This window comes from Cytobacillus sp. Bva_UNVM-123 (genome assembly GCF_046351715.2).
Lineage (GTDB): Bacteria > Bacillota > Bacilli > Bacillales > Cytobacillaceae > Cytobacillus.
This window is the reverse complement of sequence record NZ_CM177772.1, coordinates 2,897,155-2,913,086: the sequence shown is the minus strand read 5'-3', so window position 1 is coordinate 2,913,086 and position 15,932 is coordinate 2,897,155. Positions and strand designations below refer to the sequence as shown.

The 15,932-nt window shown below is 35.4% G+C and carries 16 protein-coding genes; 12 read left to right on the top strand and 4 right to left on the bottom strand.

What is annotated here, in order from left to right; all coding sequences use genetic code 11:
• Window positions 1-32: 32 nt before the first annotated feature.
• The 3 genes from KDN24_RS14545 to KDN24_RS14535 are packed head-to-tail and all read left to right on the top strand — an operon-like array spanning window position 33 to window position 5,474.
• Entirely contained in the window at window positions 33-3,701 is a 3,669-nt protein-coding gene (locus KDN24_RS14545) for a dynamin family protein (protein ID WP_409973558.1), read from the top strand.
• Between the two features lie 22 nt (window positions 3,702-3,723).
• Window positions 3,724-4,560: a sulfurtransferase gene (locus KDN24_RS14540; protein WP_409973559.1), complete on the top strand. Its 837-nt coding sequence runs from the start codon at window positions 3,724-3,726 to the stop codon at window positions 4,558-4,560.
• Window positions 4,561-4,613: 53 nt separating this feature from the next.
• On the top strand, window positions 4,614-5,474 hold the full coding sequence (locus KDN24_RS14535) for a 5'-3' exonuclease (RefSeq protein ID WP_409973888.1): 861 nt from the start codon (window positions 4,614-4,616) through the stop codon (window positions 5,472-5,474).
• A 35-nt stretch (window positions 5,475-5,509) separates the two neighbouring features.
• Here the strand turns inward: KDN24_RS14535 and sspL are convergent, their stop codons facing one another.
• On the bottom strand, window positions 5,510-5,644 hold the full coding sequence (gene sspL / locus KDN24_RS14530) for a small, acid-soluble spore protein L (RefSeq protein ID WP_409973560.1): 135 nt from the start codon (window positions 5,642-5,644) through the stop codon (window positions 5,510-5,512).
• Window positions 5,645-5,780: 136 nt separating this feature from the next.
• On the opposite strand from sspL, the gene KDN24_RS14525 reads away from it, so the two are divergent.
• The gene (locus tag KDN24_RS14525) at window positions 5,781-6,065 is read left to right on the top strand and encodes a DUF6123 family protein (RefSeq protein ID WP_409973561.1); all 285 of its coding nucleotides are present in this window, start codon (window positions 5,781-5,783) and stop codon (window positions 6,063-6,065) included.
• A 36-nt stretch (window positions 6,066-6,101) separates the two neighbouring features.
• Here the strand turns inward: KDN24_RS14525 and KDN24_RS14520 are convergent, their stop codons facing one another.
• Together KDN24_RS14520 and KDN24_RS14515 are read right to left on the bottom strand one after the other, a co-directional pair.
• Window positions 6,102-7,034, bottom strand: coding sequence for a DMT family transporter (locus tag KDN24_RS14520; RefSeq protein ID WP_409973562.1), 933 nt, complete (start codon window positions 7,032-7,034; stop codon window positions 6,102-6,104).
• 2 nt (window positions 7,035-7,036) lie between these two features.
• The gene (locus KDN24_RS14515) at window positions 7,037-7,441 is read right to left on the bottom strand and encodes a reverse transcriptase-like protein (protein ID WP_409973563.1); all 405 of its coding nucleotides are present in this window, start codon (window positions 7,439-7,441) and stop codon (window positions 7,037-7,039) included.
• Window positions 7,442-7,564: 123 nt separating this feature from the next.
• Here KDN24_RS14515 and KDN24_RS14510 point away from each other — a divergent pair, with 123 nt between their 5' ends.
• Both KDN24_RS14510 and KDN24_RS14505 read left to right on the top strand, forming a co-directional pair.
• Entirely contained in the window at window positions 7,565-8,221 is a 657-nt protein-coding gene (locus KDN24_RS14510; protein WP_409973564.1) for a reverse transcriptase-like protein, read from the top strand.
• Between the two features lie 33 nt (window positions 8,222-8,254).
• A complete protein-coding gene (locus KDN24_RS14505) occupies window positions 8,255-8,440 on the top strand; it encodes a zinc-finger domain-containing protein (RefSeq protein WP_409973565.1) in 186 nt (61 codons plus the stop codon).
• Between the two features lie 56 nt (window positions 8,441-8,496).
• Here the strand turns inward: KDN24_RS14505 and cspD are convergent, their stop codons facing one another.
• Window positions 8,497-8,697: a cold-shock protein CspD gene (gene cspD / locus KDN24_RS14500; protein WP_057771282.1), complete on the bottom strand. Its 201-nt coding sequence runs from the start codon at window positions 8,695-8,697 to the stop codon at window positions 8,497-8,499.
• Between the two features lie 381 nt (window positions 8,698-9,078).
• Here cspD and KDN24_RS14495 point away from each other — a divergent pair, with 381 nt between their 5' ends.
• The 6 genes from KDN24_RS14495 to KDN24_RS14470 all read left to right on the top strand — a co-directional run bounded on the left by KDN24_RS14495 (window position 9,079) and on the right by KDN24_RS14470 (window position 15,756).
• On the top strand, window positions 9,079-10,002 hold the full coding sequence (locus tag KDN24_RS14495; RefSeq protein ID WP_409973566.1) for a metal ABC transporter solute-binding protein, Zn/Mn family: 924 nt from the start codon (window positions 9,079-9,081) through the stop codon (window positions 10,000-10,002).
• A gap of 9 nt (window positions 10,003-10,011) precedes the next feature.
• On the top strand, window positions 10,012-10,761 hold the full coding sequence (locus tag KDN24_RS14490; RefSeq protein WP_409973567.1) for a metal ABC transporter ATP-binding protein: 750 nt from the start codon (window positions 10,012-10,014) through the stop codon (window positions 10,759-10,761).
• A 19-nt stretch (window positions 10,762-10,780) separates the two neighbouring features.
• Window positions 10,781-11,713 carry a metal ABC transporter permease gene (locus KDN24_RS14485; RefSeq protein WP_409973889.1) on the top strand — a complete coding sequence of 311 codons (933 nt, stop codon included), beginning with the start codon at window positions 10,781-10,783 and terminating at the stop codon, window positions 11,711-11,713.
• Window positions 11,703-12,581: a metal ABC transporter permease gene (locus KDN24_RS14480; RefSeq protein WP_409973568.1), complete on the top strand. Its 879-nt coding sequence runs from the start codon at window positions 11,703-11,705 to the stop codon at window positions 12,579-12,581. The genes KDN24_RS14485 and KDN24_RS14480 overlap by 11 nt, the downstream gene beginning before the upstream one ends.
• A gap of 160 nt (window positions 12,582-12,741) precedes the next feature.
• Window positions 12,742-13,362, top strand: coding sequence for a nitroreductase family protein (locus KDN24_RS14475; RefSeq protein WP_409973569.1), 621 nt, complete (start codon window positions 12,742-12,744; stop codon window positions 13,360-13,362).
• Between the two features lie 240 nt (window positions 13,363-13,602).
• Window positions 13,603-15,756 carry a DNA topoisomerase III gene (locus KDN24_RS14470; RefSeq protein ID WP_409973890.1) on the top strand — a complete coding sequence of 718 codons (2,154 nt, stop codon included), beginning with the start codon at window positions 13,603-13,605 and terminating at the stop codon, window positions 15,754-15,756.
• Window positions 15,757-15,932 lie beyond the last annotated feature (176 nt).

Here is a 15,932-nt window from a genome sequence, read left to right as displayed (position 1 = left end):
CGACAATTATATAAACAAGGGGATAAGCATTCATGGGTCAAACAGTATTACAACAAGATACTGCGGATTTAATGAGTAAAATCGCGGCTTTATACGAATTTTTTACTTTACAAGGGGATAGCCAAACGGCTGAAAGAGCTCGGGACTTGGCTCTAAAATTACAGAAACAAGAGTATTCCATCGGTTTTTGCGGTCATTTTTCAGCAGGTAAATCAAGTATGATTAACAAAATCGTTGGAGATGATTTATTGCCGTCTAGTCCGATTCCGACGAGTGCTAATCTCGTCAAAATCAAGACAGGTGAGGATTACGCTAAGGTGATATTTAAAGAAGGGGCGCCTAGGCTGTATCCGTCACCTTATGATTACGATCAAGTTAAATCATATTGCAAGGATGGCGATCAAATTCATTCGATTGAGATCAGCTACTCTAATTCGAGCTTACCGAGTGGTGTAACCATCATGGATACTCCAGGGATTGATTCTACAGATGATGCACACCGAATTGCAACAGAATCCGCATTGCATTTAGCTGATCTCGTTTTTTATGTAATGGATTACAATCATGTTCAATCCGAATTAAATTTTTTATTCACGAGAGAATTAACTGCGGCTGGGAAGCAAGTCTATTTAATTATTAACCAAATTGATAAACATCGTGAAGATGAATTAAGTTTTGAACAATTTAAGGAAAGTGTCCGAAGTTCATTTGCTTCATGGGGTGTTAAACCAGCAAGAATTTTTTACACTTCATTAAAAAATAATCAACATGTTGAAAATGAGTTTTCAGAGTTACAAAAATTTATTGGAAGTGTAATTGTAAATCGAAAAGAGCTAATTCCAACGTCGATTTTTCAATCTTTAAAAAAGCTTGTAACCGAGCATTTCGTTTTTCAAGAAGAGAAGCATGGGGAGCAGGTTGTAAAATTTGAAGAGAAGCTAATGGCTCTCACGAGTGAAGAACGTGAAATACTACCAGAAAGAATGAAAGCTCTTGAAAAAGAAAGAACCAATATTCAAGCTTCTTTACATCTGCTTGAAAATTCAATAAACAATCAAATCGATGATATTTTAAAAAATGCTTACTTAATGCCTTTTCAAACAAGAGATTTAGCGAAGGCTTATATTGAGTCTCGTCAAAAAAACTTTAAGGTTGGGCTCTTCTTTTCGCGGCAGAAAACAGAAGATGAAAGACGGGTACGTTTGAAACTTCTTTACGATGATTTATCGGAAAAGGCTAAGACACAGCTTGAATGGCATTTACGAGAGTTATTCTTACGAGTATTGAATGAGCAAGAAATTCATGACTCTGTTATTTTAGTAAAAATACAGGATTATACATTTACTTTTGACAATGGGTTACTTGAAAACGCGGTTAAAGAAGGGGCACTCTTATCAGGGGACTATGTTCTTAATTTTACGAATGATGTTGCTGAGGGCATCAAAAAATTAGCTAAAAAAAGTATTGTTGAGCTAAAGGAATTATGTATGAATGCACTCAAACGAAAAAATCATGATAAGGAAAGCCGCATTGACGCAGATGTAAAAGAGCTAAAAGAATATGTAAATGCTTTCCTTGGCTTAGAGAAGCATAAAGAAGGTCTTCGTTTCTGTAAAGAGGAGATGGAGAAATTACTTGTAGGGGACTATCCACTGAGTCACTATAACGAAAAGATTCATGATCTGCTGACAGAGGAAATAGAAGATGCTGAAATTATTTACCAATCGAATGAGTTAACTGCGAATAACAATGATTCCTTCGTTGAACAAGTACATGTTCAACAAAGTGAAGAACAAACAAAAAAATCTACAGCAGAATTAATCTCACAATTAGTAGATAAATTAACATTCACAGCTAATGCTGTTCATGATATTCCAGGCTTCAAAAAAATGTCTGAACAGCTATTACAAAAAGCAGATACTTTAATCTCAAAACAATTTACAGTTGCGCTTTTCGGAGCTTTTAGTGCAGGGAAATCCTCCTTTGCCAATGCACTAATTGGTGACAAGGTTCTTCCTGTTTCACCAAATCCAACGACAGCAGCGATTAATAAAATCATGCCCGTTACAGACGAATATCCACATGGTACAGTGTTAGTTAAAGTGAAGGCATCAGAAAGTTTATTTGCAGATGTGAATCATTCATTAAATGCTTTTGACATGGTTGCGACTAGCTTTGAGGATGCCGTTGTAAAAATAAAGAAAGTTATTAGCAGTAAAACAGACTTCGAAGCGAACGAAAAGACACATTTTGCTTTCCTTCAAGCCTTTCTACTTGGGTATGACTCTTTCCGAACGTTATTAGGAAAAATAGTTAAAACAGATCTTGAGGAATTAAAGGATTATGTCGCGATTGAAGAGAAATCATGTTTTGTAGAAATGATTGACGTGTATTTTGACTGTGAATTAACACAAAAGGGAATTACCCTTGTAGATACTCCTGGTGCTGACTCAATAAATGCAAGACATACCGGGGTCGCATTTGATTATATTAAAAATGCAGACGCAATTTTATTTGTGACTTACTATAATCATGCCTTTTCGAAAGCAGATCGAGAGTTTCTCATTCAATTAGGTCGTGTAAAAGATGCATTTGAATTAGATAAAATGTTTTTTATCGTTAATGCTATTGACCTTGCGAATAATGATGAAGAAAAGCGAGCCGTCATGGAATATGTTAGTGAACAGCTACTTCAATATGGAATCCGCAAACCGAGTCTGTTTGGGATTTCAAGCTTAGCAGCGTTAACGGAGAAGCTTGAAAATAGGCTGGAACAACAATCGAATATTCAGCCATTTGAAGAGAGCTTTTATTCATTTATTTCACAAGATTTGATGGAGATATCAATAGCTGCAGCACAACTAGAATGGCAGAGAGTAATGGAACAGCTCCGAAAATTTATTCAAACCTCGCTTGAACATAAGGAATTAAAAGCTGAGAAACGCAGTCAATTAGAGTTAGAACAAAAATCTATTTATGAACTTATTAAAAACCAAGAAGTGAAAATCTTAACGCAAAGATTAGTACAAGAAGCAGATGAGCTTGTGTTCTATTTGAAACAAAGAGTGTTTTTCCGACATAATGATTTTGTTAAGGAAGCATTTAATCCTGCCCTGTTAAAAGATGATGGACGTAATTTGAAGAAAGTAATAGAAACAGCTTTAGATGACTATTTGCAAAATATTGGCTACGATTTTGCACAGGAACTTAGAGCAACAACGTTAAGATTAGAAGTGTTTATGGGAAAATTAATAAAAGAAGCAAACATGACTGTGAGTAAAGCTACTGCAGAAATTAATCAGGAGCTGAGTTTCAGTCCATATGAGATAAAGAGCTTACAAAGTCTCGAATTTGAAACAGCATTCGAAAATGAGGATAGAGCTCAATTTAAAAAGGCGTTAGCCTATTTTAAAAATCCAAAATCATTTTTTGAAAAAAATGAAAGAAGATTATTAAGTGAAGAGCTTAAACAAAATATGCAAATTCCTACAGATAATTATTTGCAATCTGAAAACATTCGGTTGAAGAATCATTATCTTCATCAGTTTGAGAAGGAATTCGAATCTATGCTTACAGTTCTTATCGAGCAGGTAGATGAGTATTATGATGGAATCGCCGCTATTTTAAGTGATGACTATCCAATTGAGCAGCTGCAAGCAAAAGAAAAGGCGATTGCAAGTCTAGATATAAAGGCAAACTGAAAAAAGAAGGGAGAGGAAAGGGTTGAATTTAGTTGTTGATATCCAATGGCTGCACGATCATTTAAAAGATGAAAATATAAGAATCGTAGATTGTCGCTATAATCTAGGGGATTCTGAAGAAGGTAATTCTTTGTATTTACAGGATCATATCCCTGGAGCTGTTTACTTTCATTTAAGTAAGGATTTAGCTAGTCCCGTTTCAACTCATGGAGGAAGACACCCTCTTCCAGAGCTGGAACAATTTAAGCAAACATTGCAGTCAGCTGGTATTCATAAAGATACAATTGTGATTGCATATGATGGTGGAGAGGGTTCCTATGCAACTCGTCTTTGGTGGCTATTAAATTATGTCGGCCATGAAAAAACATTTGTATTAAATGGTGGGTACAAAGCTTGGAAGGAAGCTTGTTACCCTGTAAATAGTGAAGTTCCAACATATGAGGTAACTGAGTTTGAGCTAAAGAAGAATGAAGCTATTTTTGCCTCAATTGAAGATGTAAAGAAAATTGTGTTGGACAAGAATAATAAGACAATCTTAATTGATTCACGGGATAAAAATCGCTACTTAGGAATTGAAGAAGCGATTGATAAAAAAGCTGGTCATATTCCTGGGGCTATGAACAAAGTTTGGACGGAAGGCTATGAAAATGGTTATTTTAAAACAAGCGAGCAACAGGAAAAGAGATTTACTGACATCGATAAAAATAAGGAGATTATTGTTTACTGTGGCTCCGGAGTAACTGCAACGCCAAATTTTATGGCATTAAAGTCTGCTGGCTATCAACGAATAAAATTATATGCAGGAAGCTTTAGTGACTGGATTTCTTATGATGAAAATGAAATCGAAACAGGAGAATAAAAAGGATTAGAATTGGAGAGAAGAGTGTGACTAACGAAAAAAAACCTTTATTCATGCTAATTGATGGGATGGCTCTTCTATTTAGAGCGTATTACGCAACAGCCGTTACAGGGCAATTTATGATTAATTCAAAAGGAATTCCTACGAATGGAATAAATGGCTTCGTCAAACACTTTTTGACAGCCATATCTTCATTTAGACCAACATATGTTGCAGTCTGCTGGGATATGGGAAGTAAAACATTCCGGACAAACATGTATGATGGGTATAAATCGAATCGCCCTGATGCACCTATTGAGCTAGTACCGCAATTTGATCTCGTTAAAGAAGTAGTTGACGCATTTGACATTCCGAATATCGGGTTAGTTGGCTATGAAGCAGACGATTGCATTGGAACAATCGCCAAAAGTACCCAAGACGCTAAAATTAAAATCCTGACTGGAGATCAAGATATTTTACAGCTTATCGATGAAAATATTTCAGTTGCGCTATTGCAAAAGGGATATGGCAATTATGTTGTTCATAATGAAGGGACTTTTTTTGCCGAGAAAGGAATTACTCCTAAACAAATGATTGATTTAAAGGCATTTATGGGAGATTCAAGTGATAATTATCCAGGTGTAAAAGGAATTGGTGAAAAGACAGCATTAAAGCTCCTGCAGCAATATAACGATGTAGAAGGTGTATTAGCGAATCTTGATTATTTAACAAAAGGACAGCGTGCAAAAATAGAAAATGATCTTGATATGCTCCATTTAAGTAGACAGCTTGCAGAAATAAAATGTGATGTTCCAATCGAATATACAATTGATCATGCTCTTTTTAATATGAGTCGTGATAAAGTATTAAAGAAATTCACAGATATTGAACTAAGAGGTCTTGAGCGTTTCCTTGATCTTAAGGAATATGCTTAAATATTTTGCGCAAGCTCCACTGGCTTGCGCTTTTCTTATTTCGTATTTTTCTTTTTAGCTGCATTCTCTAATTTGCTTTTTGGCTCCTCTGAAAACTCAACATCTTGACCATAGCCTTGTGGATTTACCCCAGAAGCATTTTTACCGCGATTTCGCTCTCTTTTACCCATGTCATGTCCTCCTCTTAAGATGAATTCATCTATAGTATGACCATTTAGAAGCGATACACTCTTTAATTTTTTAATAATAGATAGATTATCTTTTGATTATAGGGTAGAATTTAGGAGGGTTTGGCTGTAAGGGGGAATGGATGAATTGTCTGAGAAAACTGTGGATGATTATTTGTGCTTTTTACAAAGCAAAGGCTTTCAGTTTCAAGAGGACGCGATTGGGTTCATTTATTTTGGGAAACAATATACAAGTGCTACTGATGAATTAACAAATACAGCGATAGAATTAACATTAAAGGCACAGAAAAGATTTGATGGAAGCTTTTATGTTTCATTACTTGAAATGCTCGTAGAAAATAATATAAAGACACGAGTTGAAGCAATTCAATATGTAAGAGAAAAAGAATTACTGTCCATTTAAAAGAAAGAAATCGGCAACTTCGCCGATTTCTTTCTTTTACACTGCTTTCTCATATTTCTTTTTAATAGGAGCGGTTTTTTTCGTTTTCCCTTTGATTTCTGCAAAAATCATCCCAGCAAAAATAAGTAGACAACCAATCATGGCACTTGAGGAAAGACGCTCGTTTGCCCAGAGAAATGCAGTACCAGCAGCAAATACTGGCTCTGTTGCAAAGATTAATGAGACTCTAGTCGGAGATGTGTACTTTTGAAAATTTGTTTGCGCAAAAAAAGCAATGGCGGTTGCAAAAACAGCCGTAATAATTAATGCAATCAAAACATCACCTTGAAGGAGAATATCAGGTTGGATTGCTTGTTTCCAATTCTCAGTTAATAATGCAAATATTATCGAAAGTATAGCAACAGTTAAAATTTGAATAACGGTTAGTAACAGCGAAGGAAATCGACTGCTATATTTGCCAGTGAAAATAATTTGCAAGGCGAAGCCGACTGCTCCAATAAAAACGAAACCATCTCCAATATTTAATGAAACTTTATCAGTCATCGTTAATAAATAAAGACCAAATGTAGCTATAGATACTCCTATTATCGCATTCCTCCCTGGCTTTATTTTCAAAAGAAGAAATGAAAAGAGTGGAACCATAACGACACTTAAACCTGTAATAAATCCAGCTTTGGAAGACGAGGTATATAATAAACCAAGTGTTTGAAAAGCATAACCAATAAATAACCAAAAACCAATTATTATTCCAGAAAAAATTAATTGCCTATTTAATTGTTTAAGTTGACTTTTCTCAAAAATAAGCAGCCATCCACCAAGTAGTATAGCAGCAATTGTAAAACGAACACCATTGAACGAAAATGGTTCAAGAAAAGCGATTGCATTTTGTACAAGAACGAAAGTGGCACCCCAAATGAATGCAACAATTAGTAAGCTTGAATCAGCAAATAAACTTGATTTTTTTTTCAAGGCTATAAACATCCTTTCTGTTTGTTTTTCTGGATAGCGGTTTTTGCCAATTCATCAGCTACTTTGTTTTCGGAGCTAGGAATCCATTTTATAAAGAATAAATCAAATTGCCTGCTTAAAGACAATATTCTTTCCAGAAGAGGTTCATACGTTTTGTTTTTAACGAATTCCTTTTCAATTGCTCGGTTTACAGCTTGGGAGTCCGTTCGGAATGAGACAATTTGATATTTTTTTTCAAGACAAATTTCTAAAGCTTTAATTAATGCCCAATATTCTGCTTGATGGTTTTCCATCTCACCAAGGGGGATTGAAAATCTTTCGACATGACCGTTGTTTTTTATAAAAATGCCGGCTCCGCTTGGACCAGGGTTGCCTGCACTTGCTCCGTCTATGTATACTTCAATCAATCCTAATTCCTCCAATAAATGCAATTGTATTCATCTATTTTTATATAAATGCACAGTGGGTAAGATAAAAATAAGATAAAATTAGTGTAACACAAAGTGAAAATTTAGAAAGGCTGAAAAAATATGAAATATAAATTGGAGTGGAAATATAAACTTAAAGGAAAAGATGCTGTCCATTTTACATCTGACTGGCTTGAAGATGAGCTTGCGTTATTAGTTGGCGAGGATATTGAGAAAAGCGAAAAAGCTGTAGAATTGTTTTACTATGATGAAAAAGGGATATCATGGAAGACGAAAGAATTGAAAAAGCTGCTTATTGAAATTGAAGATGAGCCACATGATGTAATCATTTATTTCGATGGTGGGTTTAATAAATATACAAAACAAGCCGGAATTGGGGTTGTCATTTATTATAAACAAGGGAAAAAGAAATTTCGTCTCCGTGTGAATGAACTTTTGGATGGGATTGAAAACAATAATGAAGCAGAATATGCTGCAATGCATTATTCTGTTAATTTACTTGATGATTTAGGGGCTAATCATATGACATGTGAATTTAAGGGGGATTCTCAAGGTGTGTTAATGCAGCTTAAAGGAGAATGGCCATGCTATGACGAAGAGTTAAATCGCTGGCTAGACCGAATTGAAGAAAAAATTAAAACACTGTCTCTTGATGCAAGATTTAGCCCTATTACGAGAATGGATAATAAAGAGGCTGATAAATTAGCTTCTCAGGCGCTGGAAGGAAAAAAGATCAATAGTAAGATGCAAATTATTTAATTTTATCCTTAAGCTAGTTTGAAGAAGAAAGGTGTGAATAGGTTGGAACGAAAACAAATTTTTAATGAAATCGAAGAGCTGTTTGTACACTATTGTAGTGAATGTTTTTTGTATAAGCATCATAAGGAAGAGAATGGACGATGTTATGCCCATCAATTTTGCATTTCCAAATGCACAATTGGAGAAAAAATTAAAACGATTGGAAGCAAATTATCGTGAATACATTCAAACAATAAATAAAGGCTGGCATAATTGCCAGCCTGTTTAATTAAGGATTAAAGTTTTACAACGTTTGCAGCTTGAGGTCCACGGTTTCCTTCAACGATTTCAAAAGAAACTTCTTGGCCTTCTTCTAAAGATTTGAAGCCATCTCCTGTAATTGCTGTGAAGTGTACGAATACATCGTCTCCACCTTCAACTTCGATAAAACCGAAACCTTTTTCATTGTTAAACCATTTTACTTTACCGTTTTGCATATTAACGTTTCCTCCTAAGCCATTCAAGGCACAATAAGTGTACCTAAGATAAATATTATCACCTAACAAAATACAAACAGATAATTTTTGAAATAACGGAAATATATTCTGTTAAATGATGACTTTAATATACACGAATGCACGACTGTCGTCAAGGAAAACAGGGAAAAATTCACAAAAAACGATTTAATATTTTAAATATTAAAATAATAATCTTTTATATTGACAAAGTTTGTGGTATGGTTAAAATGTTGCATAAGGGAAACATTTATGGTTTAATAAAATAAATAGGATCGTATCAAAATATCATGCACGAACGGAAAATATATGCATACACTCATTAATAGAGTGGATTTTGAACGAAGAGGGAGAGGTTTTAATATGAAGAGAATGCTAGGAATTTACTTAGTTATTACGTTATTATTCCTAAGCGCATGTGGGAAGCAATCATCAAGTACAGAGCAAAGTGAAAAACTTACTGTGACAACAACAACTAGCCAAATTGCTGATGCAGTTGTGAATATTGGCGGAGAAAAAGTAGAAGTTCAAAGTTTAATGGGACCGGGAACAGATCCTCATCTTTATAAAGCCACTCAAGGTGATATTTCAAAGCTTCAAAAAGCAGACATTATTTTTTATAACGGTCTTTATCTTGAAGGGAAAATGCTTGATGTATTAGAGAAAATGAATAAAGAAAAACCAACAATCGCGATTGGTGACTCCATAGATATGGAAATGTTATTAACAGATCTAGATGGGAATAATGCGATTGATCCACATATATGGTTTGATATTGATTTATGGAAATTAGCTGTGAAACAAGTTGAGCTTGGATTAATAAAAGTAGACCCAGATAATAAGTCTTACTATGAAAAAAACGCAGAAACCTATTTTCAGAAGTTGGATGATTTAAATCAATTTGCGACTGAAGAAATGGAGAAGATTCCGTCCGAGCAAAAGGTGCTCGTTACAGCTCATGACGCCTTTAGTTATTTTGGAAGAGCATATAGGATGGAAGTATTGGGGCTGCAAGGTTTAAGTACAGATTCTGAATATGGTCTAGGAGATGTGCAAAAATTAGTCGATACTCTAGTTGATCGCAAGATAAAAGCAGTATTTATTGAGTCAAGCATTTCTGAACGTTCAATTAATGCGGTTATAGAAGGGGCAAAGAAAAAAGGCCATAATGTCGTTATTGGAGGCGAGCTCTTCTCAGATGCAATGGGTGAAGAAGGAACTGAAGAAGGTACCTATATTGGGATGTATAAATATAATGTAAAAACAATTGTGGAAGCACTAAAGTAGGTGAATAGAATGAATCCATTAAAGGTGAAAAATTTAACTGTTGCATATCAAAAGAAGCCTGTATTAACGGATGTTAGTTTCGAAGTGCCAGAGGGTCAGTTAATTGGTATTATCGGCCCGAACGGAGCTGGGAAATCAACATTAATAAAAGCAGTATTAGGGTTAATTCCAAGGGCTGCAGGTGAAGTTGAAATTTATGGAAAGGACTACTTTCCTAAAGACAGAGTAGTTGGGTATGTACCACAGCGTGGGTCAGTCGACTGGGACTTTCCGACAAATGCATTGGATGTTGTGTTAATGGGAAGATATGGACACATTGGCTGGTTTAAAAGGCCAGGGAAAAAAGATGTTGCATTCGCAAATGAATGCTTGCGCAAAGTTGGAATGGAAGCTTTTGCGAAACGGCAAATAAGCCAGCTTTCCGGTGGGCAACAGCAAAGAGTATTCTTAGCTAGAGCATTAGCACAGGATTCGAAGATTTATTTCATGGATGAACCATTTGTCGGTGTCGATGCGGCTACAGAGCGGGCAATTATTAAACTTTTAAATGAATTGAAAAATCAAGGAAAAACAGTGCTTGTCGTACATCATGATTTACAGACGGTTAAGGATTATTTTGATCATGTCATTTTATTAAATGTTGAGATGATTGCTTCAGGTCCGACCGAAGAAACATTTACAATTGAAAATTTGCATAAAACATATGGTGGGAAGCTAGCTTTTCTTGAAAAAGATCAGCTTGTAGTTGAGAAGAGATGAGGTGATTCATTTGAATGAGATGTTAAGAATGATTATATATGATGCGAACACTCAATGGGTAATGCTCGGTACGATGCTTTTAGGGATTGCAAGTGGTGTTCTTGGGAGTATAGCTCTATTAAGAAAACAGAGTTTAATAGGAGACGCGGTTGCTCATGCAGCTTTACCAGGGATATGTATCGCCTTTTTATTTATTGGTGAAAAATCGCTAATAGCCCTTTTAATAGGGGCTACTATTACTGGACTATTGGCTGCGTATTGTATCCAATTTATCACTTCAACATCCATTTTGAAAGAGGATGCAGCGATAGGTTTAGTATTATCTGTCTTTTTTGGATTTGGAATTGTGCTATTAACGAAAGTTGCACAATCTCCCTCAGGGAATAAAAGTGGATTAAATGACTTTATTTTTGGGCAGGCGGCTTCACTTGTTGGGAATGATGTCAAGTTAATGGCTGGAACTGCAATCGTTTTAATCATTGTAACTGCCTTGATTTTTAAAGAGTTAAAGGTTTTGACATTTGATCCAGAATTTGCAAAAGGGCTGGGTTTGCCAACAAGTTTTTTAAATTTCTTGTTTCTTACACTTTTAGTCGCTGCTGTTGTGATTGGAATACAAGCAGTGGGTGTCATCTTAATGGCTGCGCTCTTAATCACCCCATCGATTGCAGCGCGCTATTGGACAGAATCACTAGGTAAAATGGTCGTTATTTCAGGAGTATTTGGCGCGATTGCTGGAATGACTGGAACATTCATTAGTACACTTCGTGAAGGATTAGCAACTGGACCGCTCATTGTCGTTGCGGCAACATTCCTTTTCTTACTTTCGATGCTCTTTGCCCCTCAAAGGGGTATCGTGACAAAATGGTTGAAAAGAATTAAATTCCATAAAGAAATAAGAAAGGATTTGTTAATTCATAAGGAAAAAAGGGGCGGTTTTAATGAGCTATGAAGGATGGATATTAATTGTCGGCTCATTAGCAGGAATAACATGTGGAATTACTGGCTGTTTTTTAATACTAAGAAAGCTTTCGATGCTTGCAGATGCGATTAGCCATACTGTACTTCTCGGAATTGTACTCGCATTTATTATTAGTCAAAGTATGAGCGGTGTTTATATGCTTATAGGTGCAGCAGCAGTCGGTTTGCTGACCGCATTTCTTGTGCAAGTTTTTCATAGTTCGGGAATCCAAGAGGATGCCTCAATTGGTGTTGTTTTTACATTTTTATTTGCAGTAGGTGTCATCCTCATTACATTATTTGCTAATGATGTCCATTTAGATGTTGACCATGCCTTAATGGGGGAAATCACTTTTGTGCCATGGGATTTAGTAAAATGGGGATTTCTACCGGAGCTGCCAAAAGCATTTCTCATGTTATCAACTGTTTTAGTGATCGATCTTTTGGTCATCTGGTTATTTTATAAAGAATTAAAAATTACATCTTTTGATCCTGCAATGGCAGCGGCGATTGGAATTCCAGTTCTGCTTATTCATTATCTGCTTATGGGGATGGTATCGATCACAACTGTCGCTTCCTTTGACAGTGTGGGAGCAATCTTGGTTGTAGCTATGCTTATTGCTCCAGGGGCAAGTGCATATTTATTAACAGATAAATTAAGTATAATGCTTCTGCTCAGTGCTATATTCGGAGTGGCAGCAGCAATTATCGGGTACTATTTGGCAAGCTGGCAGGATGTTTCGATTTCAGGAAGTATGGCGACAGTAAACGGAATCATATTTGCACTTGTTTTCTTTCTCTCGCCAACGAAAGGATTCTTATTTAAAAAGTTATCTTTAAAAAAATTGAAGATAGAATAATGAAAGGCTCTTTCACTTTTGTGAAGGGCCTTTTTTAATATTATTTTGTTAAATGAAGAAATGATGTTGACAAATAAATGTGATTGTCTTATTATTATCTCGAATTAAAGATATTTTATTTAGAGATAAATGGATAAAAAATTTTAGGGGAGAATAAATAATGTCTGAATTTGAACAGTTAATTAAAGAAAGGCGCTCTGCAAGTAATTTTTTGGAGAATAACCCGATTTCAAAAGAAGAATTGACGAAAATCTTTGAGCTTGTAAAGCTTGCTCCATCTGCATTTAATTTGCAGCATACTAAGTATATTGTCGTTACGGAACCTGAAACGAAAGAGAAAATAAGAAGTGCAGCATATGGTCAATATAAAGTAAAGACATCATCAGCTGTAATTCTCGTATTAGGTGATAAAAAAGCTTATAAAAATGCTGGGAAAATATATGAAGGCTTACTGATGCTCGGTATTATTAATAAACAAGAATATGACCATATGGTCGAAGATACAGTTTCGATGTATGAAATGAGAGGAGAAAGCTTTCAACACGATGAGGCCATTCGAAATGCTTCCCTTTCAGCTATGCTTTTTATGCTTGCTGCTAAAGAAAAGGGCTGGGACACATGCCCAATGATTGGATTTGACCCTCATGCTGTGAAAGAGGCGTTGAACATAGAAGATCAATATGAGCCTGTATTAATGATAACACTTGGAAAGGAGAAAACCTCCAGCAGAAATCCAAGAGGTTATCGTAAGCCAGTGGATGAATTTGTCACTTTTATTTAGAAACCAAAGCACCAAGCAAAAAGAACGGTGACAGTTGCTGAATGGGTGAAAAAAGCAAAACAGTAACTAGTGAACGTCATTTCTAGGTTACAAAATAACAACGGGCATTCATAACTGTTGTTATTTTGTAACCTTTTTATATTTAGAAAAAAGTTTGTGCTAGTCCTTTTCATGACAATTAAGTAATATTAAATATAGTAACTCGAGAATTTTCTTAGGAAAGTGGAAGTGAACACAAGTATGAAACTCGTTATTGCGGAAAAACCTGACCAAGGAGTGACATTGGCTTCTGTTTTTAAAATGAAAAAGCACCAAGGGTATATTGAAATTTTCCCTAATGATGTCTTTCCAGATGGTGCTTATGTAACATGGGCAATTGGGCATCTTTGTCAGCTTTCTGCACCTGAAAAATACAACCCACAATGGAAAAAATGGTCTTTATCTACTTTACCAATTATTCCAGGACAATTTGAATATGAAGTGACAAAGGATAAAGTAAAACAATTTAATATTATTAAAAATCTTCTTTCTAACTCAGCTTTAACAGAAGTTATTCATGCAGGAGATGCTGGGCGTGAAGGTGAACTAATCATTAGAAACATTCTCCGCCTTACGAAATCAAGACTGCCCATAAAAAGGCTATGGATTTCATCTTTAACTCCTAAAGCAATTAAAGAAGGATTTCGCTCATTATTAGATGAATCAGAAACAAGGAATCTTTTTTATGAAGCTTATACGAGAGCCTGTGCAGATTGGATTGTTGGGATGAACGCTTCTCGTTTGTATAGTTTACTTTTACAGCAGCGAGGCTTTTCAGATGTGTTTTCAGTGGGAAGAGTACAAACTCCAACACTTGCCTTAATCGTTAAAAAAGAAACTGAAATTGAGAACTTTGTCTCAGAACCATTTTGGGAAGTTCAAGCTCAGTTTAATATAAATGGAAAAAAATACAATGGAAAGTGGACGAAGGAAGGGGAAACGAGAATTAAATCGAAAGGAATGGCTGAGAAAATTATGAGCTTTTGTGAGAAAAAGGAAGCTGTAATTGCTGAAGTTCAAGCAGAAAAAAAAGAATTTCTTCCACCATTTCTTTATAATTTATCTTCTTTGCAGGCAGAGGCGAATCGTCGATTTAAGTTTCCACCGAAAAAAACGTTAGACGTGCTGCAAAAGCTTTATCAAAAAGGGAATGTTTCTTATCCTCGTTCAGATTCAAGACATGTTACACATGGAGAAGCAGAACTTTTCCCTGAGATTTTAAACAAACTAGCAGCTTATGAGGACTATACACCATTTTTTCCGTTGCCTGTACATTCACTTCTTAATAATAAACGGTATGTTGATGAAAAGAAGGTTACGGATCACTATGCGATTATTCCAACTGAGCAAGTGCCAAATATAGAAAAGCTTCCTCCAGATGAAAAAAAACTTTACGACTTAATTGTTAAAAGCGTGATTGCCGCCCATTACGGGAAATCCATCATAGAGTATACAACTGTCAAAACGCTGGTTGATGGTAGAGCAGAGTTTCAGTCAAAAGGAAAGGTTCAGCTAGAGGAAGGTTGGAGAAAAGTTATCCCTCCATATGAAAAGGATAAAGAAACTGAACTTCCCTATTTAGAGAGTCATGAAAAAGGCAAGGTAACAAAAGTTGAAGTGAAAGAAAGTAAAACCCAGCCCCCAAAAAGGTATACAGAAGGTCAGTTAATTACGTTAATGAAGACGGCAGGAAAACATATTGAAGATAAAGAGCTAGAGAAGGTTCTTATGAAAACAGAGGGACTTGGTACAGAAGCTACAAGAGCAGGAATTATTACGATGCTAAAAGATCGCAACTATATTAATATTTCAAGAAATCTTGTTTACGCTACTTCAAAAGCAAAAATATTAGTAAGTGCAATTGGATCTGAAATTTTAGCTTCTCCTGAAATGACAGCAAAATGGGAACAGCGATTAAAAGATATTTCCGATGGGGAAGCTTCCCCAAAACAATTTATGGAACAAACGAATAAAATGGTTTCCCATATTATTGATGCCGCAATAAAAAATACTGAGACTTGGATTTTTACAGAAAAAGACAAAGACGCTTTCACTCCTAGACAATTTAAGCAAAAAACGACCACCTCTCTCGGCAATTGTAAGCTGTGTGATGGGAAAATAATAGACAAAGGAAATTTTTATGGGTGTTCGAATTATCAAAAAACAAAGTGTGATTTTACACTTTCAAAAATAATTGCAGGTAAAGCGCTCACCCAAAAATTAGTAAAACAGCTGTTAAATGATGAGATGACTGAATTAATTGAAGGTTTTACGGGGAAGGAAAAGACATTTTCTGCAAAACTAGCATGGGATATAGCAGAACAAAAAGTGAAATTTGTGTTTCAAAATGACTAAAATGTCATTTATTTGTGAAGGTGCGCCTTGTCTCTAATAAGTAAGTGTAGTAAACTTTTTAGAGGCTGAAATGAATAAAATGCAAGACATAATAAAAAAATGTACATTTAAATAAAGATTCATCACGATATAAAGCTAATATCATATAGTGTAATAAGTGACTAATAGTGGGACAA